21 protein-coding genes and 1 tRNA gene are annotated in these 23,871 nt (G+C 70.2%); 9 read left to right on the top strand and 13 right to left on the bottom strand.

Annotated features, from left to right (window positions below; all coding sequences use genetic code 11):
- Positions 1-403: 403 nt before the first annotated feature.
- Together AB0M73_RS46520 and AB0M73_RS46515 are read right to left on the bottom strand one after the other, a co-directional pair.
- Positions 404-1,051: a response regulator transcription factor gene (locus AB0M73_RS46520; protein WP_043719448.1), complete on the bottom strand. Its 648-nt coding sequence runs from the start codon at positions 1,049-1,051 to the stop codon at positions 404-406.
- Between the two features lie 183 nt (positions 1,052-1,234).
- Positions 1,235-1,456: a hypothetical protein gene (locus AB0M73_RS46515; RefSeq protein WP_043719451.1), complete on the bottom strand. Its 222-nt coding sequence runs from the start codon at positions 1,454-1,456 to the stop codon at positions 1,235-1,237.
- Between the two features lie 101 nt (positions 1,457-1,557).
- Between AB0M73_RS46515 and AB0M73_RS46510 the strand changes: the two genes are divergently transcribed.
- Positions 1,558-4,791 carry a penicillin acylase family protein gene (locus tag AB0M73_RS46510; protein ID WP_363906073.1) on the top strand — a complete coding sequence of 1,078 codons (3,234 nt, stop codon included), beginning with the start codon at positions 1,558-1,560 and terminating at the stop codon, positions 4,789-4,791.
- Here the strand turns inward: AB0M73_RS46510 and AB0M73_RS46505 are convergent.
- Complete coding sequence (locus AB0M73_RS46505) at positions 4,779-5,660, bottom strand: hypothetical protein (protein WP_363906072.1); 882 nt, start codon at positions 5,658-5,660, stop codon at positions 4,779-4,781. The two genes, AB0M73_RS46510 and AB0M73_RS46505, sit on opposite strands and share 13 nt — an antisense overlap.
- A gap of 13 nt (positions 5,661-5,673) precedes the next feature.
- Positions 5,674-7,236, bottom strand: a complete 1,563-nt coding sequence (locus AB0M73_RS46500; RefSeq protein WP_363906070.1) for a hypothetical protein — start codon at positions 7,234-7,236, stop codon at positions 5,674-5,676.
- Between the two features lie 194 nt (positions 7,237-7,430).
- On the opposite strand from AB0M73_RS46500, the gene AB0M73_RS46495 reads away from it, so the two are divergent.
- Positions 7,431-7,503: transfer RNA gene (locus AB0M73_RS46495), tRNA-Arg, on the top strand.
- 148 nt (positions 7,504-7,651) lie between these two features.
- Here the strand turns inward: AB0M73_RS46495 and AB0M73_RS46490 are convergent.
- Positions 7,652-8,347 (bottom strand): SDR family NAD(P)-dependent oxidoreductase, encoded by a 696-nt coding sequence (locus AB0M73_RS46490; RefSeq protein WP_363906068.1) that lies wholly within the window; start codon positions 8,345-8,347, stop codon positions 7,652-7,654.
- A gap of 86 nt (positions 8,348-8,433) precedes the next feature.
- Between AB0M73_RS46490 and AB0M73_RS46485 the strand changes: the two genes are divergently transcribed.
- Complete coding sequence (locus AB0M73_RS46485) at positions 8,434-8,991, top strand: TetR/AcrR family transcriptional regulator (RefSeq protein WP_363906067.1); 558 nt, start codon at positions 8,434-8,436, stop codon at positions 8,989-8,991.
- Positions 8,992-9,009: 18 nt separating this feature from the next.
- On the opposite strand, the gene AB0M73_RS46480 is transcribed toward AB0M73_RS46485, so the two are convergent.
- The 4 genes from AB0M73_RS46480 to AB0M73_RS46465 form a co-directional block, all read right to left on the bottom strand.
- Positions 9,010-9,381, bottom strand: coding sequence for a hypothetical protein (locus tag AB0M73_RS46480; protein ID WP_043719457.1), 372 nt, complete (start codon positions 9,379-9,381; stop codon positions 9,010-9,012).
- Positions 9,382-9,408: 27 nt separating this feature from the next.
- Positions 9,409-9,831 carry a roadblock/LC7 domain-containing protein gene (locus AB0M73_RS46475; RefSeq protein ID WP_363906065.1) on the bottom strand — a complete coding sequence of 141 codons (423 nt, stop codon included), beginning with the start codon at positions 9,829-9,831 and terminating at the stop codon, positions 9,409-9,411.
- Between the two features lie 2 nt (positions 9,832-9,833).
- Complete coding sequence (locus AB0M73_RS46470; RefSeq protein WP_363906063.1) at positions 9,834-10,499, bottom strand: hypothetical protein; 666 nt, start codon at positions 10,497-10,499, stop codon at positions 9,834-9,836.
- 301 nt (positions 10,500-10,800) lie between these two features.
- The gene (locus tag AB0M73_RS46465) at positions 10,801-12,591 is read right to left on the bottom strand and encodes a VanW family protein (RefSeq protein WP_363906061.1); all 1,791 of its coding nucleotides are present in this window, start codon (positions 12,589-12,591) and stop codon (positions 10,801-10,803) included.
- 193 nt (positions 12,592-12,784) lie between these two features.
- On the opposite strand from AB0M73_RS46465, the gene AB0M73_RS46460 reads away from it, so the two are divergent.
- Positions 12,785-13,420, top strand: coding sequence for a hypothetical protein (locus AB0M73_RS46460; RefSeq protein WP_363906060.1), 636 nt, complete (start codon positions 12,785-12,787; stop codon positions 13,418-13,420).
- 198 nt (positions 13,421-13,618) lie between these two features.
- Here AB0M73_RS46460 and AB0M73_RS46455 read toward each other — a convergent pair whose 3' ends face one another.
- On the bottom strand, positions 13,619-15,223 hold the full coding sequence (locus AB0M73_RS46455) for an MFS transporter (RefSeq protein WP_363906059.1): 1,605 nt from the start codon (positions 15,221-15,223) through the stop codon (positions 13,619-13,621).
- 210 nt (positions 15,224-15,433) lie between these two features.
- Here AB0M73_RS46455 and AB0M73_RS46450 point away from each other — a divergent pair, with 210 nt between their 5' ends.
- The 5 genes from AB0M73_RS46450 to AB0M73_RS46430 all read left to right on the top strand — a co-directional run bounded on the left by AB0M73_RS46450 (position 15,434) and on the right by AB0M73_RS46430 (position 20,036).
- Positions 15,434-15,847 carry a YciI family protein gene (locus AB0M73_RS46450; protein WP_363906058.1) on the top strand — a complete coding sequence of 138 codons (414 nt, stop codon included), beginning with the start codon at positions 15,434-15,436 and terminating at the stop codon, positions 15,845-15,847.
- Positions 15,844-17,001: a DUF6596 domain-containing protein gene (locus tag AB0M73_RS46445; protein ID WP_363906056.1), complete on the top strand. Its 1,158-nt coding sequence runs from the start codon at positions 15,844-15,846 to the stop codon at positions 16,999-17,001. The genes AB0M73_RS46450 and AB0M73_RS46445 overlap by 4 nt, the downstream gene beginning before the upstream one ends.
- 347 nt (positions 17,002-17,348) lie before the next feature.
- On the top strand, positions 17,349-17,933 hold the full coding sequence (locus AB0M73_RS46440) for a TetR/AcrR family transcriptional regulator (RefSeq protein ID WP_363906054.1): 585 nt from the start codon (positions 17,349-17,351) through the stop codon (positions 17,931-17,933).
- Positions 17,930-19,189 carry an FAD-dependent monooxygenase gene (locus AB0M73_RS46435; RefSeq protein ID WP_363906052.1) on the top strand — a complete coding sequence of 420 codons (1,260 nt, stop codon included), beginning with the start codon at positions 17,930-17,932 and terminating at the stop codon, positions 19,187-19,189. The genes AB0M73_RS46440 and AB0M73_RS46435 overlap by 4 nt, the downstream gene beginning before the upstream one ends.
- A 73-nt stretch (positions 19,190-19,262) precedes the next feature.
- Positions 19,263-20,036, top strand: a complete 774-nt coding sequence (locus tag AB0M73_RS46430; protein WP_363906051.1) for a pyridoxamine 5'-phosphate oxidase family protein — start codon at positions 19,263-19,265, stop codon at positions 20,034-20,036.
- Positions 20,037-20,072: 36 nt separating this feature from the next.
- Here AB0M73_RS46430 and AB0M73_RS46425 read toward each other — a convergent pair whose 3' ends face one another.
- The 3 genes from AB0M73_RS46425 to AB0M73_RS46415 are packed head-to-tail and all read right to left on the bottom strand — an operon-like array spanning position 20,073 to position 23,762.
- On the bottom strand, positions 20,073-20,588 hold the full coding sequence (locus AB0M73_RS46425) for a DinB family protein (RefSeq protein WP_363906049.1): 516 nt from the start codon (positions 20,586-20,588) through the stop codon (positions 20,073-20,075).
- Positions 20,589-20,630: 42 nt separating this feature from the next.
- Positions 20,631-21,857 (bottom strand): FAD-dependent monooxygenase, encoded by a 1,227-nt coding sequence (locus tag AB0M73_RS46420; RefSeq protein WP_363906047.1) that lies wholly within the window; start codon positions 21,855-21,857, stop codon positions 20,631-20,633.
- A gap of 24 nt (positions 21,858-21,881) precedes the next feature.
- Positions 21,882-23,762, bottom strand: a complete 1,881-nt coding sequence (locus tag AB0M73_RS46415) for a tetratricopeptide repeat protein (RefSeq protein ID WP_363906046.1) — start codon at positions 23,760-23,762, stop codon at positions 21,882-21,884.
- Between the last annotated feature and the right edge of the window lie 109 nt (positions 23,763-23,871).

Here is a 23,871-nt window from a genome sequence, read left to right as displayed (position 1 = left end):
GGGTCATGCCCTCGGGGATCCGGTCACGGTGTCGTCTGGTCATCGTTGCGTCTCCTGATCACTCAGGTGTTGCAACGACCCCTAGAAACCACCATGGGTGGGGGCTGTTCGTGTGGCGACAACACCACGAGCACCCGCGGCACGCCCAGTGCTCCTCCCACCCGCCCCTTGCCGGTGGTGGTCCTGAGGACTCATCTCACCCGCACTCCCGATCGGACCGATGCTGCATTGCCGACCGGATGATCGACCCAGAGCCCGGTCTCCGTCGGGGGAGGAACCACCTGCGATGCGCCCGTCAAGATCAACCCGATCGGTGCAAGGGATCAACAGTGATAAAGAGTTGTCAACAGCCATAAAGAATGGGCCCCGGCGCGCAGCCGAGGCCCATTCACAACGAATGGGGTCACGCGATGAGGCCGCCGCGGTAGGCGACGAGGGCGGCCTGGACGCGGTTGACGGCGCCGATCTTGCCGAGGACGGAGGAGACGTAGCCCTTCACAGTGGCCTCGGACAGGTGCAGCGCGCCGCCGATCTCGGCGTTGGACATGCCCTGGCCGATGAGCTGGAGGACCTCGCGCTCACGCTCGGACAGGGAGGTGAGCAGGCGGCGGGCGGGCTCGGCGGCGCGTTCGCCGTCGGCGACGGCGGCCAGCACGCGGGCGGCGACGCCGGGATCGAGCACGGCGCCACCGCGGGCGAGGTCGCGGACGGCCTTGACGAGCTGCTCGGGCTCGGTGTCCTTGAGCAGGAAGCCGGAGGCGCCGAGGCGCAGGGCCTCGGAGACGTACTCGTCGACGTCGAACGTGGTGAGCATGGCGACCCGGGGCGGGTCGGGCAGGGTGCGCAGCCGGCGCAGGGCGACGAGCCCGTCGGCCGAGCGCATGCGCACGTCGAGCAGCACGACGTGCGGCCGGTGCTGCCGCGCGAGATCGGCGACGAGCAGGCCGTCGTCGCACTCGGCGACCACCTCGATGTCGCCGGCGCTGCAGAGAATCATCCTGAGGCCGGATCGGACGAGATCCTCGTCGTCAGCCAGCATCACTTTGATCAACGGACGCCTCCCCGATTCGGCGCTGCGTGCTCGCATTAGCCAAGCATCACTCATCTTGACGCAACCACGGGTTACCGCGGTGTTATCTCATCATGTGGTCCCGGTTTTGCCTAGAAGTTCCCGCGACTTGACGCCCGGACCGAAATATCAACGGTTTCCAAACCTGTGAATCGACTTGCACGATCAGGGCAGGCTGTGCCGTCCGGCGGTACGCAGGCTGCGCGCGGCGACGAGGGCCAAGCCGCCGAACAGCCATCCGCCTACGGTCCACACCACCGCGCCGGCCAGTCCGGCCCCGTGCAGCATCGCGGCAAGACCGGCGGCCCCGCCGCTGGCCCGCATGCGCCATCGCCCCTGGTCACGGGCGAGTTCCTCGTCGATCCACCGCACCACGGATCCGGCCACCCCGCTCACCCTTCAGAGTGAATGTCTAACGTGAAGCTCTTTCGCGTTGAACTACTCACAAGTAACGTGCGTCACGTTCCCTCCAGGAGAGGACCCTGCGCATGTCGCGAAGCTCTCGCCTCGCACTCGCCGCGACCCTGATCGTGGCGACGTCGACCACCCTGCTGTCCGCGGCGCCGGCCATCGCCGCCCCGGCCAACAATGACTACTGCCTCGGGCAGTGCAACGACATCCTGCCGCCGGGTGAGAACGGCAACGCCACGCTGGCGCAGATCCTCGCCAACAAGGTTGCCGGCAGCCGCCCGGCGCACACCGACGACCAGCTCGGCAAGTACGCCAACCTGGTCAACGGCTACACCGGGCTGAGCAACGGCCAGCTGTCCACCTTCTTCAACGACTCCTCCTTCGGCGTGCCCGCCAACCAGGTGGAGTCGACGATCAAGCCTCGCGCGGACGTCACGATCGTGCGTGACAAGGCGACCGGGGTGCCGCACGTCACCGGCACCACGCGCTCGGGCACGGAGTTCGGCGCGGGCTACGCGGCGGCCCAGGACCGGCTGTGGCTGATGGACGTGTTCCGCCACGTCGGCCGGGGCGAGCTGACCTCGTTCGCCGGCGGCGCGGTCGGCAACCGCGGGCTGGAGCAGTCGTTCTGGCAGGCCGCCCCGTACACCGAGCAGGACCTCCAGGACCAGCTGACCTCGGCCGCGGCCACGCACGGCGCCCGCGGCGCGCAGGCCCTGCAGGACGCCACCGACTACGTGGCCGGCATCAACTCCTACATCACGCAGGCGTACAACGGCCGCACCTTCCCCGGCGAGTACGACCTGACCGGGCACATCGACCCGATCACCAACGCCGGCGGCATCGACCCGTTCAAGCTCACCGACATGGTGGCGATCGGCAGCGTGGTCGGCGCCCTGTTCGGCTCGGGCGGCGGCGGCGAGGTGCAGTCGGCGCTGGTGAAGCTGGCCGCCGACGCCAAGTACGGCGTCACCGACGGCGACAAGGTGTGGAACGCGTTCCGGGAGCAGAACGACCCGGAGGCGGTCACCACCGTCCACGACGCCAGCTTCCCGTACGGCCAGGACCCGGCCAACCCGCAGGGCGTCGCGATGCCCGACCCGGGCTCGGTGACGCCGCAGCAGCTGATCTTCAACCCGACCGGCTCGGCCGCGACGGCGACGGAGGTGAAGGCGGCCAACCAGCCGGCCGCCAAGACCGCGGACGAGGAGAAGGCCCGCGGCATCTTCGACAACGGCGTGCTGCCGGCCGACCTGATCACGGCCAAGCACGGCATGTCCAACGCGCTGCTGGTGTCCGGCAAGTACACCGACACCGGCAACCCGGTGGCGGTGTTCGGCCCGCAGACCGGCTACTTCGCGCCGCAGCTGCTGATGCTGGAGGAACTGCAGGGCCCGGGCATCAGCGCCCGCGGCGCCGCGTTCGCCGGCGTCAGCCTGTACGTGGAGCTCGGCCGAGGCCAGGACTACTCGTGGAGCGCCACGTCGGCCGAGCAGGACATCACCGACACGTACGCGCTGCGGCTGTGCGAGCCGAACGGCCAGCCGGCGACCAAGAACTCCGCTTCCTACCTGTACCACGGCGTCTGCACGCCGATGGAGCTGCTGCAGCGGGACAACTCGTGGAAGCCGACGATCGCCGACGGCACGGCCGCGGGCTCGTACTCGCTGATCTCGTTCCGCACCAAGTACGGCATAGTGCAGTCGCGGGCCACGGTCGGCGGCGTCCCGGTGGCCTACGCCAGCCTGCGGTCCAGCTATCGGCACGAGGTGGACTCGATCATCGGGTTCCAGGAGTTCAACGACCCGTCCGCGGTGCACGACGCGGCCAGTTTCCAGAAGGCCGCCCAGGACGTGAACTACACGTTCAACTGGTTCTACGCCGACTCCAAGGACATCGCGTACTACAACTCGGGCAACAACCCGGTGCGGGCCGCGAACACCAACCCGAACCTGCCGATCTGGGCCGACCAGCAGTACGAGTGGCAGGGCTGGAACCCGACGAGCAACGTCGCCAGCTACACGACGCCGTCGCAGCACCCGAACTCGATCGACCAGGACTACTACGTCAGCTGGAACAACAAGCAGGCCAAGGACTTCAACGAGGCGGCCTACGGTGACGGCTCGGTGCACCGGGTCAACCTGTTGGACAGCCGGGTGAAGAAGCTGATCTCCAGCGGACAGAAGGTGACGCGGGCGTCGCTGGCCTCGGCGATGGCGGACGCGGCCAACGTGGACCTGCGGGCCGAGGACGTGCTGCCGGACGCGCTGCGTGTGCTCAACAGCCAGCCGATCACCGACCCGACACTGGCCAACGCGGTGAAGCAGCTGACCACGTGGCAGCAGGCCGGCTCGCACCGCCTGGAGACCACGCCGGGCAGCCACGCCTACGCCAACGCCGACGCGATCCGGGTCATGGACGCCTGGTGGTCGCTGCTGGTGCAGGGCGAGTTCCAGCCGTCCATGGGCAACGACCTGTTCACCACCATGACCGGCGCGATCCAGATCAACGAGTCTCCGTCCGGCGGCCAGAACATCGGCTCCACCGACGGCGGCGCGAACAACTCCCAGCCGCACAAGGGCTCCTCGTTCCAGTACGGCTGGTGGTCCTATGCGGACAAGGACCTGCGCGCGGTGCTCGGCGACTCGGTGCAGGGCGGCCTGTCGCGGCCGTTCTGCGGCAACGGCAACCTGGCCGCGTGCCGGCAGTCGCTGCTGACCAGCCTCCAGCAGGCGGTCGGCCAGACGGCGGCGCAGGTGTACCCGGGTGACGCGGACTGCGCGGCCGGCGACCAGTGGTGCGCCGACTCGATCATCCAGCGGCCGCTGGGCGGCGTCACCGACGACAAGATCAGCTGGCAGAACCGCCCGACCTACCAGCAGGTCGTGCAGTACCCGGCGCACCGCGGCGACAACGTGGCCAACCTGGCCGTGGGCAAGACCGTCACCTCGACCAGCCACGAGACCGGCGCCTACGACTCGCCGCCGAGTCTCGCGGTGGATGGCAAGGCGGACACCCGGTGGGCCAGCGACTGGAGCGACAACCAGTCGATCACCGTGGACCTCGGCTCCGTGCAGACCGTCGGACGGGCCGTCCTGTCCTGGGAGTCGGCCTACGCCAAGGGATACAGCATCGACGTCTCCACGGACGGCGCGAACTGGCGCACGGTGTGGTCGACGGCCGCCGGTGACGGCGGCTCCGACAACGACGCGTTCGCCGCGACCGACGCACGCTACGTGCGGATGAACGGGGTGCAGCGCGGCACCAAGTACGGCTACTCGCTCTACGAATTCCAGATCTACTCGCTGTGAGCCGGGCGGGGGCGGTCCCGGCCGCCCCCGTCCAGCTGCGGCAGCTCGTTGGCCAGATCCGGGCTGCCGTAGTGGGAGAAGACGTCCGCCAGGTTGCTGAGCAGCCGCCAGCGGGCCCCGTCCGGCAGGCGATCGACGAAACGGTCCACAAGGGACGCCACGGTGTCCGTTGTGGACCGTTCGTCGCTCTCGGTCATGATCTTGGCCAGCTTGCGCAGCTTGGCCGACATCTCGACGGCCTGGTCGACCTGGTTGTCGTTGTTCTGCAGCCACCACACGGTGGCCATCGCCGGATCGCTGAGGATGTCGTCCTTGAGGTGGCGCAGCTCGTCCAGCTTGAGGTCGCGGTCCCAGCCGCGCACCAGCCGTCGCCGTTGCAGCTCCTCGAACAGCTCCGTCGCCGCCTTGGCCTCGTCGGCGCAGGTCAGCTCGATCTCCACCAGCTGCACGGCGATCCGGGCGTCCTCCAGCTTGGTCACGTATCCGAGCTCGGCCTCCAGCTTGTGCTGGAACTGCTCGCACTGGGTCACCCGGCCGCCAGTCAGGATGGCGGCGGCACGGCGCTCGATGTCGCTGCGGGCAATGGATTCCGGCTTGGAGTGGGTGGTCTCGCCGATGGCCTCCCACGCCACGGTGCAGGTCGCGGTGAACTCCGCGTGCGGCACGGCGCTGGGCAGCACGGCCGTGAACACCACGGTCGGCCGCTTGGGCGCGGGCGGCGGCTGCCGCAGCTGGACCGCGGCGCCCGGCTCCTTGCCGTAGATCCAGTCGTGTTCGGCCTGTTGGCGGCGTCGCAGGAAGCGCGACCACCAGCCGCCCATCTTGCCGCGCACCGTCGGCTTGACCTCCGACCACGGATCCGTTGGCATCGTTCCCCTTGTTTCAGCTCGAAATCGCGGACCGCAGCAGCGGATCCACCCCGTTCAGCTTGGTCTGCAACTGGTCGTGCACGTCGCGGGAGCCGCCGTCGCGACGCCACTCGAAGGCCGCCAGGTCGAGGGCGCCCAGCTCGCTCGGCCGACCGCCGGCCGCCTGCACCAGCAGGTTGAGCAGGGTTTCCCGGTGCTGCGGCTGGGCCGCCGCCTCGTCCAGCAGCGCCCGCACCGCCAGCGCCCGTCTCGCCTCGTCGGTTTCCCTGAGCCAGCGGGCCAATCTCGTGACCACTTGGGCGAACTGGCTCTCACCGGCCATTGTGGACAGTGCCGAGGCCACCTGGTCCGTCAGCTCCGGGCGTGTGACGAAGCTGCCCAGCCGGGTCAGCGCGATGTGCGGGAACCGGCTGCCGAGTTCGCCGCCGCAGACCGCGATCGCCACCTCGCTCAGCGCCCTGGGTAAGTCGCGCCGCCGGGACCAGTCCTTGATCACCCTGCGCATGTCCGGGCCGATCCCCGGGTCCAGCGCGGCCGCCGCGAGCAGTCCGCGGGACAGCGGGACAGCGGTTTCCGCCCATGCCGTGACGACTTTGACCACCGCCGGCGCCCCGAGTCCGATCACCTTGGCCGCAAGCCGGGCGCAGTCCTCGCTCGGGAGGTTGGCCGGTAACCCGATCAGCCAGTCGACCAAGGGCTCTCGCAGCGTCGGGAACTCCGACCAGACGTAGTCGATCACCGCGTCGGCGTAGCCCGGCGTGGAGAACGTGACCGTGTCGGCGAATGCGCCGATGCCGGCCAGCCTCGCGGCAAGGCCCGGGCCGGCCAGCGGATGCGGTTTCGGCCCCTCGTAACGGGTTTCCGCCAACAACGCCTCCGCCGCGGCGTCCACCACGTCCTGGTGCGCGCCCTCCAGGAAGGCCGCCGCCAGCAGCAGCGCCCGCCAGGGCACCTCCTCGTGCTGGTCGAACTGCTTGCGCAGCTGACCTTTCCACCGGTTGTAGGCCGCCGCCACGAGCCGTGGATCTTCGACGCTCAGCAGCAGCTCCGCCAGCCGCACCGCTTCGGCCGCAGTGGTCGGGGGCTGGCCAGGAACCGCATCGACCTCCGCGCCTCCGGGGTGCGCCTTGAGCACCTCTCCCGGCTCCGGCGCGGGCAGGTTGATCGCCTCGAAGGCCGCCGCCCGATCGTCGTCGACGATCACCACCAGCGAGCTGTCCTCCTCGTCCAGCGTCGCCGTGAACTCCGCCAGGGCCGCCTTGACCTGGTCCACCGTCGCGTCATCGGCCGAGGTCAGGTCCAGCAGGTAGCCCTCTTTCGCCGCCACCGGGTGCCGGGCCAGCGTCGCCTCGTCGTCCACCTCGATCTCGACCAGGTGCAGGCCGCCCAGCCGGTCCAGCAGCACCGTCGCCGCCGTGCGCCGTCCCGAGCCCTCCGGCCCGGCCAGCACCACCGCCCGGCCACTCAGCAGCTTCGCCAGCGCGTCCAGGAACCCCTCCGGCTCCACGAACCGCTCCGCCACCCGCCCGGCGTCCAGCCGGGTGCGCTCCAGCAGCCGCGTCGCGTCGGTGGTCACCAGCCGCTCCTCCCATCGTCGTGCCCCTGCGACTATGCGGGACGATGGGCCCGGCCGGGGGAAAGTTCAACTGTTCGTCGGCCTACCGGCCGCCCCCACCCGCACCGCGAGTGACTGTTACTACTCCACCCGGCGTACCCACCCGTCCCCGCGCGGCCCGACGTGCTACCGGTATGCTGATCCCGCTACGCAGCGCCTTGGTAGCTCAGGGGATAGAGCATCGGTTTCCTAAACCGTGTGTCGTAGGTTCGAATCCTACCCAGGGCACTCGAGAGCGGGAGGGTTGTGCCGGCGGACCGCCGGCCAAGCTCTCTCGCGGTGTTTTCTGGGGCTCCGCCCCAGACCCAGGCACCTTTCACCGGGTGAACGTAAGGCCCGCCACCCAGTGGCGGGCCTTACGTGTTTCCGGGCCAGGTCAGTCGAAGACGCTGAAGATCGCCTCGGCGCGGTCGCGCTTGGTGTGCAGGTCCCAGGCGGCGTCGGCGATGTGGTCGGGGTTGAGGGTGCCGAAGGGGGCGGGGCGGCCGGAGGTCTGGCGGGTGTGGATGTCGCTGCGCTCGATGAGGCCGCCGATGGTGAGGGTGCCGACGTAGACGCCGGTGTCGGCGAGGGTGGCGTTGAGGGTGACGGCGTAGTTGCGCAGGGCGGCGGAGAGCACGGCGATGGGGCCGAGCATGGGCATGGGGCGCACGGCGCCGAGGCCGCCGGCGATCAAGAAGGTGCCGTGGCCGCGGTCGAGCATGCCAGGCAGCACGTGGTGCACGACGTCGACGGCGGGGTAGAGGCCGGTCATGGCGGCGCGGACGTCGTCGGCGGAGACGGTGTCGAGGCGGGGAATGGCGCCGCCGAGGTCGGCCGGGCCGTAATAGGCGACCTCGATGGGGCCGAGGTGGTCGGCGGCGGCGTCGAGGGCGGCGCGCAGAGCGGCGGCGTCCCGGACGTCGGCGGTGAACGACTCGGCCCGGACGCCGGCGGCGGACAGCTCGGCCAGGTAGCCGGAGTGCCGGGCGGCGCTGCGGGAGATCAGCGCGACGGGGTGCCCCTCCCGGCCGAAACGATGGGCGATCGACAGGCCCAGACCCGGTCCGACGCCGATGACCACGGCCGTCATGATTCCTCCCAGAGAAGTTGAGGGTGCTCTCGACTTTCAACCTAGCACGAAGTTGAGGGCACCCTCGGATTCACTACACTGGGACCATGACCAGGCCACTGCGGGCGGACGCGAGCCGTAACCGGGACAAGCTGCTGTCGGCGGCCGGCCACGAGTTCGCGACGCAGGGCCTGGACGCCCCGCTGGAGCACATCGCCAAGCGCGCGGGCGTGAGCATCGGGACGCTGTACAACCACTTCCCCACCCGGGACGACTTCCTCAACGCGCTGCTGCCCGAGCGGGTCGGCCCGGCGCTGGAGGAGCTCACCGTCGCCGCGCTCGCGGACGACGACCCATGGCGGGCTTTCGAGAACTACCTGACCGGCATGTGCGCCTTGCAGGCCACCGACCAGGCCCTCAATGACACGATCGCCCAACGGATCCCGCTGACACCCGAGGTGCGCGCGGTGTGCAGCCGAGGACAGGACGGCGCGTTGCGGATCATCGCCCGGGCCAGGGCCGCGGGGCGGCTGCGCCCGGACTTCGAGCCGGCCGACCTGGTCACGCTGTATCAGGCGATGGCCGAGGTGATCCGGTGCCGCCCCGACGGCTGGCGCCGGTTCCTCGCCGTGCATCTGGACGGGCTGCGGGCCGGCCACGGCTGACCCGCAGGCCCGCCCGGCTCACACCTGCAGGTCGGACTCGATACGCTTGAGGTGGTGGCGGGCCAGCGCGAGGTTGGCCGACTCCCGCTCCAGCACCAGGTACAGGAACAGCGAGCTGCGGCTCTTCATGGAGTTCATCAGCCGGATCAGGTGGTACTGGCGGTGCAGCGTGATCAGGATGTCCTCGATGCTGTCGTTGAGCGCGAGGGTGGACATGACCCGGAGCTTGGACCGCACCACCTCGGTGTTGCCGGCGGCGGCGAGCTCCAGGTTCAGCCAGTCGCCGCCGCCGCTGGTGCCCAGCGACATGCCGCTCTCGTAGTCGACCAGCGCGACGCCGACGGCGCCGGCGATGGACATGGCTTCCTTCAGTGCGGTATCGATGTTCATCGGACACACTTCCTTGGCTGGGAACGGCTACGGGGTGAGAATCGAACTGATCCGGTCGGTCACGGGCCGCGATTCGTAGAGCAGGCGGCCGAGATTCAGGCCGCCGTCGCCGAGCACGACCAGCAGCGCGACGCGGCCGATGGCGTACACGGCCATATAGCCATCGCTGTTGAACACCACGGTCTGATGCAGGGCGCCCTGGCCGGTCACCTCGGCGGCCTGGCGGGCGATACCGAGATTGGCGGCGGCCAGCGCGGAGATGTTCAACGGATCGACGCTTTCGGCAACGTCGGAGATTATCGGAATTCCGTCGACCGCCGCGATCACCGTGTCCGTCACGCCGGCCACGGTTTCCCTGAGCTTGCGCAACTCGACGGCGAGCGCGCCATAGTCCACGTTTTTCCTTTTCCCTTTCAGAAAGGCCGGCCGACGCCAGGCGAGGCGACCCACCGCTACGGCCCCGGGCCCGCTCGCCCAGGACGCCGCACGGGCAGCGGCCCCGCCGCTTCGACGCCGGCCGGCCGCGACAGCCGGGGGCGCAGCGTGGCGGCGGGGTGGTGCACGCGGCCGGTGAACGTGTCGGCGGGCGTTATGGCCAGCACGTCCTCGCCCAGCAGCCGGGCGACGTCCACGGTGACCGAGTGGACGCCCCGCCCGATCGCGAACGCGATGTCCCGGGCCGTGCGCCGGCCGGTGGCATGCGTGACGATTTCCCGCAGCTCAGCGGCCGGTTCCGCGCGACCGGTCGGCACCGGCCGCTCCCGGTAGGGCGACACCGGGCAGGGCGACGCGGCGAGCACGGCCAGCCGGACCGCGACCTGCCCCAACAGCCGGCTCGGGGAGATCCCGGCCGAGGTGGGCGACAGCACGTCGGCGGTGTCGTCGACGAGATAGTGCGAGATGCCGCCGACGGCGATCGCGAAGGCCGCGTCCGCCATGGCCGCCCCGACCCGGTCCGGCGGGCCCGCGTTCAGCATCGCTACGCCGGGCGCGCCGGGACTGTGCACCGCGATCACCGTGCCGTCCCGGAAGTTGACCACGCCGCCCGGATCGCCGACCAGAACAAGGGCGGCATTGATTCGATCGGCGTTGCACTGGGTCACGGCGTGCGCCAGCACGTCGAATGTTGTTCGATAAGCGCGTCTCAGTGCTCGCTCCGCGTGAACTCGGGGCCGAAAACGGCGGTCGGCGGCGCACCGATCGGCCGATCGGGTTCCTTCTCCGATCTCGGGGAGCCACCACTGCCGTACGTTCTACCCGCCGACGCCACGATTTCACATCAACTGTCACACGATCGAGTGAAGGCATTTCACGGGCGGTAACAGTGCCGAGTGATCGCCATTTCTCGGCCGGCGGTTTACGCCGAATGTCGCCGTTCGGCGATAAACCGCCCGACCGAAAAGTGAAAGAAAGCCCCGGTCAGCCGCAGGTGATCTTGGGGGCGGGGTCGTAGACCTTCTTGCGGGTGTGGCGGGAGACCTCGCGGCCGGTGAGGTCCTTGATCACGCGGGTGTCGGTGGCGGTGAAGCCGGGGCCGCCGGCGGAGGCGTGGCAGTTGGCGGCGGGGCCGGGGCGGGGCTGGGGGTCGACGAAGTTGGTGCGCTCGCCGGGGACGGATTCGACCTGGTAGCGCTTGGTGCCCCAGAGCCGCACGGTGATGTTCTGCGGCGTCCAGATGGTCTGGATGGCGATGCCGGTGGGCCCGTCGTTGGAGAACTTCAGGTCGATGACGCTGCTGCCGTCGGGGTTCTGGAAGACGGTGGCCTCACGGGCGGCGGGATAGCGGCTGATGTAGTAGCTGTGTTCGGTGTGCCCGGCGTCGGCCATGCCGGCGAAGTAGGAGGCGTTGTACAGCGTGGTGGCGAACTGCGAGATGCCGCCGCCGACGGCCTTGCCGGGGGCGCCGTTCTCGATGATGCCGGCCTCGACGTAGCCCTGCCGAGCGGTACGCGGACCGGTGTAGCCGTTGAGGGAGAAGGTCTCTCCCGGCTTCACCACGGCGCCGTCGACCTTCTCGGCCACCACCCGGATGTTGACGCCGGAGTCGGCGACGAAGCCGCCGGTGGTGAACTCGCCGACGACCTCCTTGATGCCGAGCTGGTTGGCCTGCTCGGTGGTGAGCTTGGCCGGCTGCTTGGCGTACTGCGCGGTGACGACGCGATTGTCCTTGTGCGGCAACAGATCCGCCAGGCCGGCCAGGCTCTTGTCCCAGTCGACGCCGCGGCCGTCGACCGACGGCTTCACGACGGGCCGGTCGCCCTCGATCACGACCTCGGCGTCCTTGCCGGCCTGTTCGGTGCTGGCCAGCTGCGGCTTGAGCGCCTCGACGACCTTGCCGCGGTCGAGCTTCGGGGCCAGCTTGCCGTCGTCACCGGGCGCGAAGCCCAGCGCGGCGGCGATGGCGGCGGGCTGGAGGGTGGCCTCCTTGCCCTCGCCCTTCACGGTGACGGGCCCGGCCACCGCCGGCTTGGCATAGTTCTCCACGGCCGCGCGCACGGCGTCGGCGCTGACCTTGGCCGGGGTGCTGGACACCGGCAGCGCCACCGCCGCGCCGCCGATCCAGTTGTCCACAATGGACTTGTTGGCCGCGGCGGCGTCCAGCTTCCGGCCGGACTGCGGGTTGACGGCCGTGGGCGTGGCGCCCTCGAAGCGAATAGTGCCCTCGACCGGGTCCCGATCGATCTTGGGCCGCAGGCCGTCCAGCGCCTTGCCGAGCGCGGCCTCGTCCACAGTGGACACAAACGGCGATTCGTGCTGGCCGAAGAAGGAGGTCAGCCGCGTGAACGGGTTCAGCGGCTGGGACGAGGCCTGGTCCAAGGTGCCCGACCAGTTCGCGGCGAGGCCGGCCGACTTGGCGTCGAGGGAGGCGTCCACGTCGCCGGTGCGCAGCTTCACCGGCTGCGCGATCCGGCCGTCCAGCGCCGAGTGCAGGCGCTGCTCCGCGTCGGCCCGGCTCAGGCCGCCGACGTCCACGCCGGCGACGGTGGTGCCGCGAGGCAGCGATCCCGAGGAAAGGAGCAGGTCCAGGCCGTACAGCACCACCAGCACGCCGACGACCCCGCCCGCGGCGATCAGGCCCCGCCGCAGCCCCTTGCGCGGCGCCGGCCCGCCCTCGGTGGGCGGTTCCGGCTCCAGGCTGCCCGCGACCGGCGCGAAGCTCGCGGTGCGGTCGAAGCGGATGGTCGGGCTGTCGTGGTTCTCCTCGGACACCTGGCCGAGTTTACCGATTTGTCCGTGACGCCCCAGTCACGGCACCGGTGGCCGACCTTGCCCGGCCGAACGCGGTCCGGATCGACCCCTCCGGCCGTTCGGGTGATTTCGCCGGATCGCCCGATCAGCACGGTTACTTCGGGCTCCGTGATGGCGACAGCATCAGTGGGGCCGACTGTCGAGGGAGCGGCTGATGATCGAGGGTGGCGTGGTGGTCGCGTATCTGGTCGCGCTGCTCGGCGGGGCGGCCAGACGCTTCATGGAAGGGCGCGCGGAGGCGGCCATGAACGGCCTCTACAACGCCGTGGCCCGCAAGTTCGGCGGCATCGTCAGCGATCTTCGCGCCGATCCGAAGGACCAGCAGGCCCAGCAGCGGCTGGCCCGGGCGGTGGAGAACACCGCGACGGTCGACCCCCGCTTCGCGGAGCAGCTGACCGCGCTGGTCGACCGCCTCGACCGAGCGGGCGGTCGGCAGTTCCTCAACCAGGTCCAGGCGCACACGAACGTGCAGAACTTCGGCAGCGGCATGGCGGTCGGCCGCGACTACGTGAGCAACACCTGGCGCGGGGCCGAGCGGCACGAGAACCTGTCCGGCGCGCCGGCCTGGGTCAAGGTGGTGACGGCGATCGGCGCCGTGGCCTTCGCGGGCGGCTTCGGGCTGCTCGTGGTGAAGGCGGTCATCGTGATGTCGACGATGCAGGACGAGTTCGGCCGCCCGCAGTTCCCCGGGATCGACGACCTCGCGCCGGGCGGCATCGTGCTCGGCGTCGGACTGGTGTTCCTCATGCTGGGTTCGCTCGGGCGATCGCTGTCGCGGCGCGGCTGGTGACAGGAAAAGGCCCCGCACCAGGGGGTGCAGGGCCTTTTGCCGGGTGGTGATCCGTCGCCGGCGGTCGTTGTCGTTGCGCCACGCAAACGTGTCGATGCGCCGGCGACGGAAGTTCAGGTGCGAGGAAGGCCGGTCCGTCCGGGGGTCGGGGACGGCCGGCCTGCGCTCGCCTTGTCGATTCGGTTCCTCACTTCGTCATCAGACGGTCACTGCCTCGAACACCTCGGTCCTGGCCTCCTTGTCCTCGGTCTTGTTCTCGTCCTTGGGGGCGGGCGGGGTGGGCTTGATCCGGCGCAGCAGGGCGATGGTGAAGATCGCCGCGCCGACCGCCACGACACCACCGACGATCGCCGAGTAGTGCAGGGAGCTGGTGAAAGCCTCGCGGGCCACGGCCAGCAGGGAGTCGGCCTGAGCCTGGGGCAGACCGTGGGCCACGGTCGAAGCGGTGGCCAGGGTCTGGTTGGACGCCTCGACCGCGTTGGCCGGAACGTTCTGCGGGGTGTGGGCGGTGAAGTAGCTGCCGTAGACCGCCGCGCCGACGGAGCCGAGGATGGCGATGCCCAGGGCGCCGCCGAGCTCCTGGCCGGTCTCCAGCAGTGCGGAGGCGGCGCCGGCCCGCTCGGCCGGGGCGGCCGCCACGACCAGGTCGGTGATGCAGGTCAGGATGATCGCGATGCCCAGGCCGATGCCGATCGCACCGCCCATCAGCGTGAACATGTTGCGCTCGACGGAAAGCTGGGTCATGACCACGAAGCCGACGGCGGCGATGAGGAAGCCGGTGGCGATGATGTAGGCGGGGCGGACGGTGCGGGCCACGATCGTCACGAACGGCACCACCAGCGTGACCACGACCGGGGAGGCCATCGTCCACAGCGCCGCCTCGAAGGGGCTCATCCGCAGGACTTCCATCATGTACTGGGTGGTGAAGATGCCGAACCCGATCAGGCAGAACGCGCAGGCGATGCTGACGGTCATGGAGGCGCCGAAGTCGCGGTTGCGGAACAGCTGCGGGTCGATCATCGGGTGCTGGAGCGTCTTCTGGCGCTTCACGAACACGTAGCCGAGGACGGCGCCGACGACGATCGCGACGGCCGGCAGGGTGGAGAAGCCGTTGACCGCGGTCTCCTTGAGGCCCCAGATGATCGAGAGCACGCCGGCCAGCGACAGCAGGCCGGAGGCGAAGTCGAACTTGCCGGCCTGGCCCTTGGGCAGGCGGTACTCGGGGACCAGCGTCGGGACCAGGATCAGCAGCAGGACGACGAAGGGGGCGTTGATCAGGAAGACCGAGCCCCAGGAGAACCAGTTCAGCAGCAGGCCGGAGACGATCGGGCCCAGCGCGGCGCCGGCGGACAGGCCGGCCGACCACACGGCGATGGCCGAGCGGCGCTGCTTCTCGTCGTGGAACATGTTGCGCACCAAGGCAAGCGTGGACGGCATGAGGGTGGCGCCGCCGATGCCCTGGATGGCTCGTTCGATGATCAGGGTGGTCGGGTCGGTGGCGAAGGCGGCCGCCACGGAGGCGAGGCCGAAGATGACCGAGCCGATGATCAGGAGCTTGCGGCGGCCGATCCGGTCGCCGATGTTGCCCATCGTGATGAGCAGGCCGGCGAGCATGAAGCCGTACATGTCGATGATCCACAGCTGCTCGGTGCCGCTGGGGGCCAGGGCCGAGGAGATCGACGGGATCGCGAAGTAGAGGACGGTCATGTCCATGGACACCAGGAGCAGCGGGAGCACCAGGACGGCGAGGCCGATCCATTCGCGCCGTCCGGCGAGGCGGGGTGTTTGCGTGGCGTGTGTCATGGCTCAAAACATACACACGTTCCGTACGCTTGTATAGAACGTACGTTTAAAAGCGACTGGAACTGGGGAAACTCCTAGTCGACGCCCCCCGATCGGGTGCATGTGAGTGGGTCGGACGGACTCATCGGGGCAGTTTTCGAGGGACGATGTCCGGAAGTGGCGCGCCGCGCCGACGTTCCCGGTGACAGTCCCGACAAGAGGAGCGGCACCGTGAAATACCTGATCCTGGCCTACGGCTCGCAGCGCGACTACGACGCGATGGCCGGTCGGCCCACCGACGGCGGCCCGACCTGGACGCCCCAGGACTTCGAGGCCATGGGCACGTACATGGAGAAGCTGAACAACGACCTGGCCGAGTCCGGCGAGCTGGTGGAGACCCGCGGCCTGACCGCCCCGGTGCACGCCCGCCGGCTGCGGCAACAGGACGGCGCCATGGTCGTCACCGACGGCCCGTACGCCGAGGCCGAGGAGGTCCTGGCCGGCTACTGGGTGGTCGAGTGCGACAGCTACGACCGGGCCACGGAGATCGCCACCCGGCTGTTCCACGTGCCCGGGCCGGTCGGCGCCGGGGCCGACGTGGTGATCGACATCCGGCCCGTCGCCGAAAGCCGCCACGAGCTGTGACCGGCCACGGGGACCTGTTGCGGGAGCTCACGCCGCAGGTCCTCGCTGCCCTCGTCCGCCGCTACGGGCACTTCGACATCGCCGAGGACGCGGTGCAGGAGGCGCTGCTCGCCGCCGCCCAGCAGTGGCCGGCCGGCGTGCCGGACGACCCCAAGGCGTGGCTGATCACCGTGGCGTCCCGGCGGCTCACCGACCTGCTGCGCAGCGAAAGCGCCCGCCAGCGCCGGGAAAGCGCGTGGCTCCCGCCTTCGCAGCACGCGCCGTCGACCGATGACTCGCTGGTGCTGCTTTTCCTGTGCTGCCACCCGAGTCTGTCGCCGTCGTCGCAGATCGCCCTGACGTTGCGGGCGGTCGGCGGCCTCACCACCGCCGAGATCGCCCGGGCGTTCCTGGTGCCCGAGGCCACGACGACCCGGCGGATCAGCCGGGCCAAGCAGACCGTGAAGGCCAGCGGCGTGCCGTTCGGCCTGCCGGCCGAGGACCGGCTGCCGGTGGTGCTGCACGTGCTGTACCTGATCTTCAACGAGGGTTATGCCGGCCCGGGGCGGGTCGAGCTGACGGCGGAGGCCATCCGGCTGGCCCGCATGGTGCGTCGGCTGCGGCCCGACGACGCGGAAGTCTCTGGGCTGCTGGCGTTGATGCTGCTCACCGACGCCCGGCGGCCGGCCCGCACGGGTCCATACGGCGAGCTGGTGGCGATGGCCGATCAGGACCGGAACCTGTGGCATGCCAAGGACATCGCCGAGGGCGTTGACCTGGTCACCTCCGCGTTGGGGCGAGGGCCGGCGGGGCCGTACCAGCTCCAGGCGGCCATCGCGGCTGTGCATGACGAGGCGCCGAGCTATGCGGAAACCGATTGGCCGCAGATCGTCGGCCTGTACGAGCTGCTGCGGCGGATCTCCCCCGACAACCCGGTGCTGGCGTTGAACCACGCCGTCGCCGTCGCGATGGTCGACGGGCCGCTGAAAGGCTTGGCGCTGCTGGATGATCGCCTCGGCGACGACCACCGTCGGCATTCCGTACGCGCCCATCTGTTGGAGATGGCGGGTTCCCGCGCGGCGGCGCGGGCGTCGTACCGGGAGGCGGCGCGCTTGGCCATGAGCCTGCCCCAGCAGCGGTATCTCAACGCCCGTGCCGACCGTCTCACGGACTGAAGTCGGATGCGTTGCCTGGCCCGGGATCCGTGCTTGACAGGCGCCGTCCTTGGTGCCCCGAATCGCGTCGTCGTACGCTCCGAACTGGCTGCCGCTCGGCGTCCACCGCGTGTTGCAGAAGTCGTGATTTCCGCCGGTCAGCGTGTATCGGCGGCGTGAACGCCTGGTCGCCGAGGTCGTACGTGACCGAGCCCACGTCATAGGTCTCGGCCCACGCCGGGACGGCCGTGATCCCCAGCGCAACAGCCACGACCACCCAGAGTGCCTTCATGTCCGGCGACCGTACCGAGCAGTTGTCAGAAACCTGTTGCTTGACAACCCGGCCTCGCGCAGTAAACATTTACTGCATGGACAGCCGGGACGCGTTGCTGCAGGCCGCCGCCGAGGAGTTCGCGCGCAGCGGGCTGAAGGGGACGCGGGTGCGGGAGATCGTCGAGCGCGCGGGCGTGAACGAGCGGATGATCTACCACCATTTCGGCAGCAAGGAAGGGCTGTTCCGGGCGGTCGTCGAGCGTGAGTTCGGGGGCATGGGGCGGGCCTGGCACCAGGTGATGGCCGAGGCCGCCGAGCTGGAGCCGTACGAAGGGGTGCGGCTGGCGTTCTGCACGCTGTTCGACCTCGTGCACAGCCGGCCGCTGCTGGTCCCGCTGGCCATGCAGGAGGGGCTGGGCGGCTGGGGTGTCCGTCCGCCGCTGCCGGCCGGCGCGCTCCCGGCCGAACTGCGCGACCTGCACGAACGTGGGGTCGAGGCCGGCACTTTTCGGGCCGACGTGGCGTTCGAGGTGCTGTACGCGACGGCCGTCATGACGCTGATGGGGACACCGGCGCTGGCCGGGCGGTTCCCGGCGGTGCTGGCCGAGCGGGACATGACGCAACTGCGCGACCAGATGGTGGCGCTGCTGTTGGACGGACTGACAGGGGGAAGACGATGACGGTGCTGGTGGTGGGGGCGGGCCCGACGGGCCTGACCATGGCTCTGGACCTGGCCCGGCGCGGCGTGCCGGTGCGGGTGATCGACAAGGCGCCGGAGCACTTCACCGGCTCGCGGGGCAAGGGGGTGCAGGACCGCACCCTGGAGGTGTTCGCGGACCTCGGGATCCGGGACGAGATCCTGGCCGCCGGCCAACACATGACGATGCGGATGTACGTCAACGGCGAGCACACCCGCGACGCCGCCGGGAACGCGCTGATCCTTCCCCAGTGGAAGGTCGAGGAGGCGCTGCGGGACCGGCTGGCCGAGCACGGCGTGAAGGTGGAGCTGGACACCGAGCTGCTCGACCTCGACGGAGCCACGAACCACGGCCGGATCGACCACGACTACCTGGTGGGCTGCGACGGCGGCCGGAGCACGGTCCGCAAGCTGCTGGGCGTGCCGTTCGAGGGCGTGACCGCCGACGGCGACCACCTGATGATGCTCGGCGACGTCGAGGTCAGCGGCCTGGACCCCGACTACTGGCACATGTGGATCGGGAACGGCTTCTACGCGCTGGCCCCGTTTCGCACGGTTCCGCAGTGGCAGGTGCAGATCGTGCCGCCCGAGCCGCTCGGCGAGCAGCCGTCGCTGGAGGTGTTCCAGCGCCTGTTCGACGAGATGACCGGCTGGTCGGGCGTGACGCTGAGCAATCCGACCTGGCTGTCGACCTACCGCGTGAACGTCCGTATGGTGCGGAAGTTCCGTGTGGGCAACGTCTTCCTGGCCGGCGACGCGGCCCACGTGCATCCGCCGACCGGCGGTCTGGGCATGAACACGGGCATCCAGGACGCCTACAACCTGGGTTGGAAGCTGGCGGCGGTGATCAATGGCGAGGCCGGCGACACACTGCTCGACACCTACGAGGCGGAGCGGCTGCCCATCGCGGAGTGGACGCTGGGCACCAGCGCCGAGGGGTTGCAGAAGGTCGCGGCTGCCGTCCAGAGCGGCACCGGCGCCGTCGACGCGGGCAGGAACCCGGACCACAAGCAGCTGAGCCTCGGCTATCCGGACAGCCCGTTGTCCCGCAACCTCGTCTCGTGGGACGGGCCGGCCGCCGGCTTCCGCGCGCCGTGGCAGGAGTCGTTGCAGCTGGGCGACTTCACGCTGTTGACCTTCGACGACGTGCGGGTGCTGGTGCGTCCGGACGGGTACATCGGCGTGGTCGGCGGGCCGGCCGACGATCTGAGCGTGTCCGCCTATCTAATGGATAGGTAGGGTGCAGACCATTTGACAAGGCCGCCCACGCGTGCCACTATCGGTTCAGATTCGGCAACCGTAGGGGGGCGTGATGGGCGGCTTCCACAGCGGTGAACTGGCCGTGCAGGAGCGGGCCGGCGTGCGGCACCTGGCGCAGCGGCTCAGCCCGATGCTGGCCCCGCCCACCCTCTCCGGTGGCGCGGGGCGGTTCCTGGCCGGTCGGGACCTGGCCGTCATCACGGCCCGCGACCGCGATGGCCGGCTATGGACGTCGCCGCTCGTGGCCCGGCCCGGGTTCCTGACCGGCTACAACGCCTCGCTGCACGTCAACGCCGTGCCGCACCAGGGAGATCCGCTGCACGACCTGCCCGCCGGGCAGGAGATCGGCATGGTGGCCATCGACTTCGCCGCGCGGCGGCGGATGCGGGTCAACGGCACCCTCACCCGTGTCGACGGCGGCCTGCACATCGAGGTCGAGCAGGCGTTCGGCAACTGCCCCCAGCACATCAACCCCGACCACCGGCTGCCCCTGGCCCCGCATCCGTCGATCACCGACCGCTCCGCGCTGATCGAGAAGGCCGACACCTTCTTCCTCGGCACCATCCACCCCTCCCGCGGCGCCGACGCCTCGCATCGGGGCGGCGACACGGGTTTCGTCCACCTCGACGGCGACGACCTGTGGTGGGACGACCTGCCGGGCAACAACATGTTCAACAGCCTCGGCAACATCACCGTGAACGACGAGGCGGCGTTGCTGTTCCTGGACTTCGAGACCGGCGCCCGCCTGCATCTGTCGGGGCGGGCCCGGATCGAGTGGACGGGCCCGCAGCGGCGGGTGCGGTTCACGACCGAGGCCCGGGCGTAGGAAGGGCGGCGCAGGGCCTGCGCCGCCCTTGTCCTTTCAGCCCATGGACTTCTGGCCGTCGATGGTCTCGCGGATGATGTCGGCGTGGCCGGCGTGCTGGGCGGTCTCGGCGATGACGTGGGTCAGCACGCGGCGGATGGACCACCGGGTGTTCGGCGGGAACCAGGGGGCCTCGGGCAGCGGCCGGCTCTGGCCGAGGTCAACGCCCGACGCGATCAGCTCGTCGGTGCGGGCGGCCACCGCCTCGTAGTCGGCGAGCAGGCCGGCCAGGGTCTCGCCGGGCTCCATGCGGAAGCTGGACAGATGCCCCTCGATGTCCTGGCCGGAGTGGGCCTCGGCGCCGCCGACGACGAAGTCGTACCAGCCGCTCTCGGCCCGGGTGACGTGCTTGATCAGGCCGCCGAGGCTGAGCGCGCTGGCGGTCGGGGTGAGCGCGGCCTGCTCGTCGGTCAGACCCTGCACGGTGAAGCGCAGGAAGAACCGGTGCTTGCCCAGCGCCTCCAGCAGGTCGGTGTGCTCGCCGGTCAGCGTGGTCTGCTCGATGGTGGTCATGGTGGCCGCCTTTCGTGTGTCTCTGCCCTGTTGAGAACCACGTTAGAAGCCATTGCGGACAGGTTTGGTCCTCGATTCCGGACGGGTTTCGGGCAGCTCGATGGCGCGTGAGACGTCCCGGATCTCGGCCTTGACCTTCTCCATGATCTTGGCGGTGCCGGGCAGGTAGGGCATCAGCCGCATCATGGTGCGGTTGAGCCAGAGCATGAACCCGGAGCGGGAGACCATGCGCTTGATGTTGCTGGCCTGCTTCTGGTTGACGGCGACGAAGTGCCGCATTCGTTCCTCGTACGCCGCGAAGGCGGCCTTGTGGTCACCGGCGGCCGCCAACTCGTGGGCCAGCACGTAGGCGCCGACCAGGGCCAGGCTGGTGCCCTGGCCGGACGCCGGCGACGGGCCGTAGGCGGCGTCGCCGACCAGGGCAACCCGGCAGGTCGACCAGGAGTCCATCTCCACGACGCTCATGCCGTCGAAGTAGAAGTCGGGGGCGTCGGGCATGGCGGCGAGCAGCTGCGGCGCGATCCAGCCGTGCGGGGCGAAGACCTCGGCCAGCACCTGCTGCTGCCGGGCGGTGTCGCGACGGTCGTAGGCCAGGTCCGGCGACGCGAACATGAAGGCGGCCTTGGCCTGCGTGTCCTGGCGGGTGCTGTAGACGTTGAGGGTGCGGCCCTTCTCGGCCTGGATGGTCTCCCAGCGGTCGAGGTCGAGCAGGTTGGGCACGCTGAAGATGGCGATGTGGTGGCCGAGCGAGCGCAGGAAGCCCTCCTCCGGGCCGAAAGCCAGCGCACGGACCGTGGAGTGCAGGCCGTCGGCCCCGATGACCAGGTCGAACCGGCGCGGCAGCGACCGTTCGAACGTGACGGCGACGCCGGTGCCGTCCTCGGTCAGCGAGGTGATCGAGTCGCCGTAGACGTACTCGACGCCCTCGGTGGCGTCGCGCAGGATGCGGGCCAGGTCGCCGCGCAGGATCTCGACGTCGGTGGGCTCGCGGAAGCCGACGGTGTCGGCGTCCATCTCCACGACGGTCCGGCCCTTGCGGTCGAGGAACGCACCGCCACGCATGTCGGTGTGGTGCCGGCGGACCTCGTCCGCGAGGCCCATCCGCTCCAACACCTCCATGGCCCGGCCGCGGACATCGATCTTGTAGCCGCCGGGGCGGGGTTCGGGAGAGCGCTCCACGACAGTGACGGTGCAGCCGTGCTCACGCAGCCAGTAGGCGAGGGCGGGGCCGGCGATGCTGGCGCCGGAGATCAGGATGTTCTTCGTCATGCCGCAAACCCTGCGGCTAGCCCCTCACCACAGGCTCACGAAGCGCTCACGGAGTCGGTGAAGGGCCTGCTCCCAGGTCAGGTCACCGCCGGAGAGGCCCTGTTCCGCGAACGCCGCGATGGGCAGGTTCAACCTGGTCAGGGCCTCGTCACGGGCCTGCTCGTAGTGCTCACGGGCCCGCTCGGCATCACCGTCGGCGGTGGCGATCGCGCCCAGCCCACACAGGATCCGGGCCCGGATCTCGGCGGCGATGATCGGCCCCGGCTCGTACTCGGAGAGCGCTCTTCCGTACAGCGCACGGGCGGTGTCCAGGTCGCCGGCCAGGCGGGCGATCTCGCCGAGGCCCCGGTGGGCGGCGGCCAGCGCCTGCGGCGTGCCGAGCTCGGCCACCCGGTCGTAGATGGCCCGCGCGGTCGCGACCTCCCCGATCCGCAGCAGGTTGTCGGCCCGGCGGCACTGCAACTCGGCCGCGTCCTCCACGTCGCCGAGCTCGCCGATCACCTGGAGCGCCTCATCGGTGAGGGCCAGCGACGCCACCGGATCTCCTTCCAGCGCGGCGATTCCGGCCAGCTGGTCCAGCGTGTTCGCGATGCCCCACCGGTCCCCCACCTCGCGGAACGAGGCCAGCGCCTGCTCGAACGCCGCCCGGGAGGCGACCAACTCGCCGAAGTAGAGGGTGCGGAGGCCTTCCGCCGTCTCCACGAACGCGCGTGACCACGGGTCGTCGCCGAACATCTCCATGGTGATCACCTCGGCGGTGCCGATCGCCGCCCACAGCATCACCAGGTACGGGAAACGCAGCGTGCGCCCCAGGTCCCGCATGACCTCCGTGACGTGGTCGAGACGCAGGCCGGCGCTGATCGCGCACAGGGCGTACTCCTCGACCAGACCGGTCGGAACTTCCTTGTCCAGCGCGGTGATCAGCTCGACCACGAGCGGCAGGCCCTCGCTGCGCAGGCCGCGGAGGTAGAGGTACCAGGCGGTGTTGGCGGCCAGTCGGAGAGCGATTTTCCGGTCCGCGCCGACCGCCCAGCGCAGCGCCGCCATGAGGTTGGCGTGTTCGGCGGTCAGCGTGGCCAGCCAGTCCAGCTGATCCCGGGTACGCAGCCTCGGCTCGGCCTCCTCGGCCAGCCGCAGGAAGTAGGCGGCGTGGCTGCGGCGGGCCTGCTCCTGTTCGTCACCGAGCTGGTCGACGCAGAACGCCCGGACCGTCTCCAGCATGCGGTAGCGGCCCGCGTTGACCTCCACCAGCGACTTGTCGACCAGGCCGGCCAGCACGTCGGCCGGCAGCCCGCAGACCTCCTCGGCCGCGGAAAGCCTTGCCCCGCCGGCAAAAACCGCCAGCCGCTTGGCCATCGTGCGCTCGTCGGCGTCCAGCAGGTCCCAGCTCCAGGCCACCACGGCCCGCAACGTCTGGTGCCGTGGCTCGGCCGTGCGGTCCCCGTGCGAGAGCTGCCGGAGCCGTGCCTCCACCTCGTCCAGCTCGAACGACCGAAGCCGCGCCGCCGCGAGTTCGATGCCCAGTGGCAGCCCGTCCACCGCCGCGCAGATCCGGCCGACCGTGCCGGCGTCGAGTCGGTAGCCCGGACGCACCGCGTGGGCCCGTTCCTCGAACAGCCGGATCGTGTCCGGCGTACCCAGCGACGGCAGCGGGCAGAGCGATTCCCCCGTCAGACCAAGGGCTTCCCGGCTGGTCGCCAGCATCCTCAGCGCCGGGCAGGCCGCCAGCAACCGCCGAGCCAACCGGGCCGCGCCGTCCACGACGTGCTCGCAGTTGTCCAGCACCAGCAGGATTCGCCGGTCGGTCAGCCCGGCAACCAGGCGCGCCACCGGATCCGGGCTCTCCCCGCCGCTGAACAGCCCCGCGTCGCGCAGCCCGAGCGCGCCGATCACCGCCTGCGGCACCTGCGCCGAGTCGCCTAGCTGTACTGACTCGTGAGGTTAGGAACGCGGCTGGCTGGCGGTAGGCCGTTGAGTGCGGTGTGGCCGCGGTGGTGATTGTAGGTGTGGAGCC

This window comes from Kutzneria sp. NPDC051319 (assembly GCF_040682195.1).
In the GTDB taxonomy this organism is placed as follows: Bacteria; Actinomycetota; Actinomycetes; order Mycobacteriales; family Pseudonocardiaceae; genus Kutzneria.
Note: the sequence above shows the minus strand (reverse complement) of the source record. Positions and strands in the feature narration are given on the sequence as shown.

Excerpts from the sequence above, each read along its gene's own strand:
- AB0M73_RS46510 (WP_363906073.1), top strand. The coding sequence starts at position 1,558 with ATGTCGCGAAGCTCTCGCCTCGCACTCGCCGCGACCCTGATCGTGGCG.
- AB0M73_RS46505 (WP_363906072.1), bottom strand. The coding sequence starts at position 5,660 with ATGCCAACGGATCCGTGGTCGGAGGTCAAGCCGACGGTGCGCGGCAAG.
- AB0M73_RS46490 (WP_363906068.1), bottom strand. The coding sequence starts at position 8,347 with ATGACGGCCGTGGTCATCGGCGTCGGACCGGGTCTGGGCCTGTCGATC.
- AB0M73_RS46485 (WP_363906067.1), top strand. The coding sequence starts at position 8,434 with ATGACCAGGCCACTGCGGGCGGACGCGAGCCGTAACCGGGACAAGCTG.
- AB0M73_RS46480 (WP_043719457.1), bottom strand. The coding sequence starts at position 9,381 with ATGAACATCGATACCGCACTGAAGGAAGCCATGTCCATCGCCGGCGCC.
- AB0M73_RS46460 (WP_363906060.1), top strand. The coding sequence starts at position 12,785 with ATGATCGAGGGTGGCGTGGTGGTCGCGTATCTGGTCGCGCTGCTCGGC.
- AB0M73_RS46455 (WP_363906059.1), bottom strand. The coding sequence starts at position 15,223 with ATGACACACGCCACGCAAACACCCCGCCTCGCCGGACGGCGCGAATGG.
- AB0M73_RS46440 (WP_363906054.1), top strand. The coding sequence starts at position 17,349 with ATGGACAGCCGGGACGCGTTGCTGCAGGCCGCCGCCGAGGAGTTCGCG.
- AB0M73_RS46435 (WP_363906052.1), top strand. The coding sequence starts at position 17,930 with ATGACGGTGCTGGTGGTGGGGGCGGGCCCGACGGGCCTGACCATGGCT.
- AB0M73_RS46430 (WP_363906051.1), top strand. The coding sequence starts at position 19,263 with ATGGGCGGCTTCCACAGCGGTGAACTGGCCGTGCAGGAGCGGGCCGGC.
- AB0M73_RS46425 (WP_363906049.1), bottom strand. The coding sequence starts at position 20,588 with ATGACCACCATCGAGCAGACCACGCTGACCGGCGAGCACACCGACCTG.
- AB0M73_RS46420 (WP_363906047.1), bottom strand. The coding sequence starts at position 21,857 with ATGACGAAGAACATCCTGATCTCCGGCGCCAGCATCGCCGGCCCCGCC.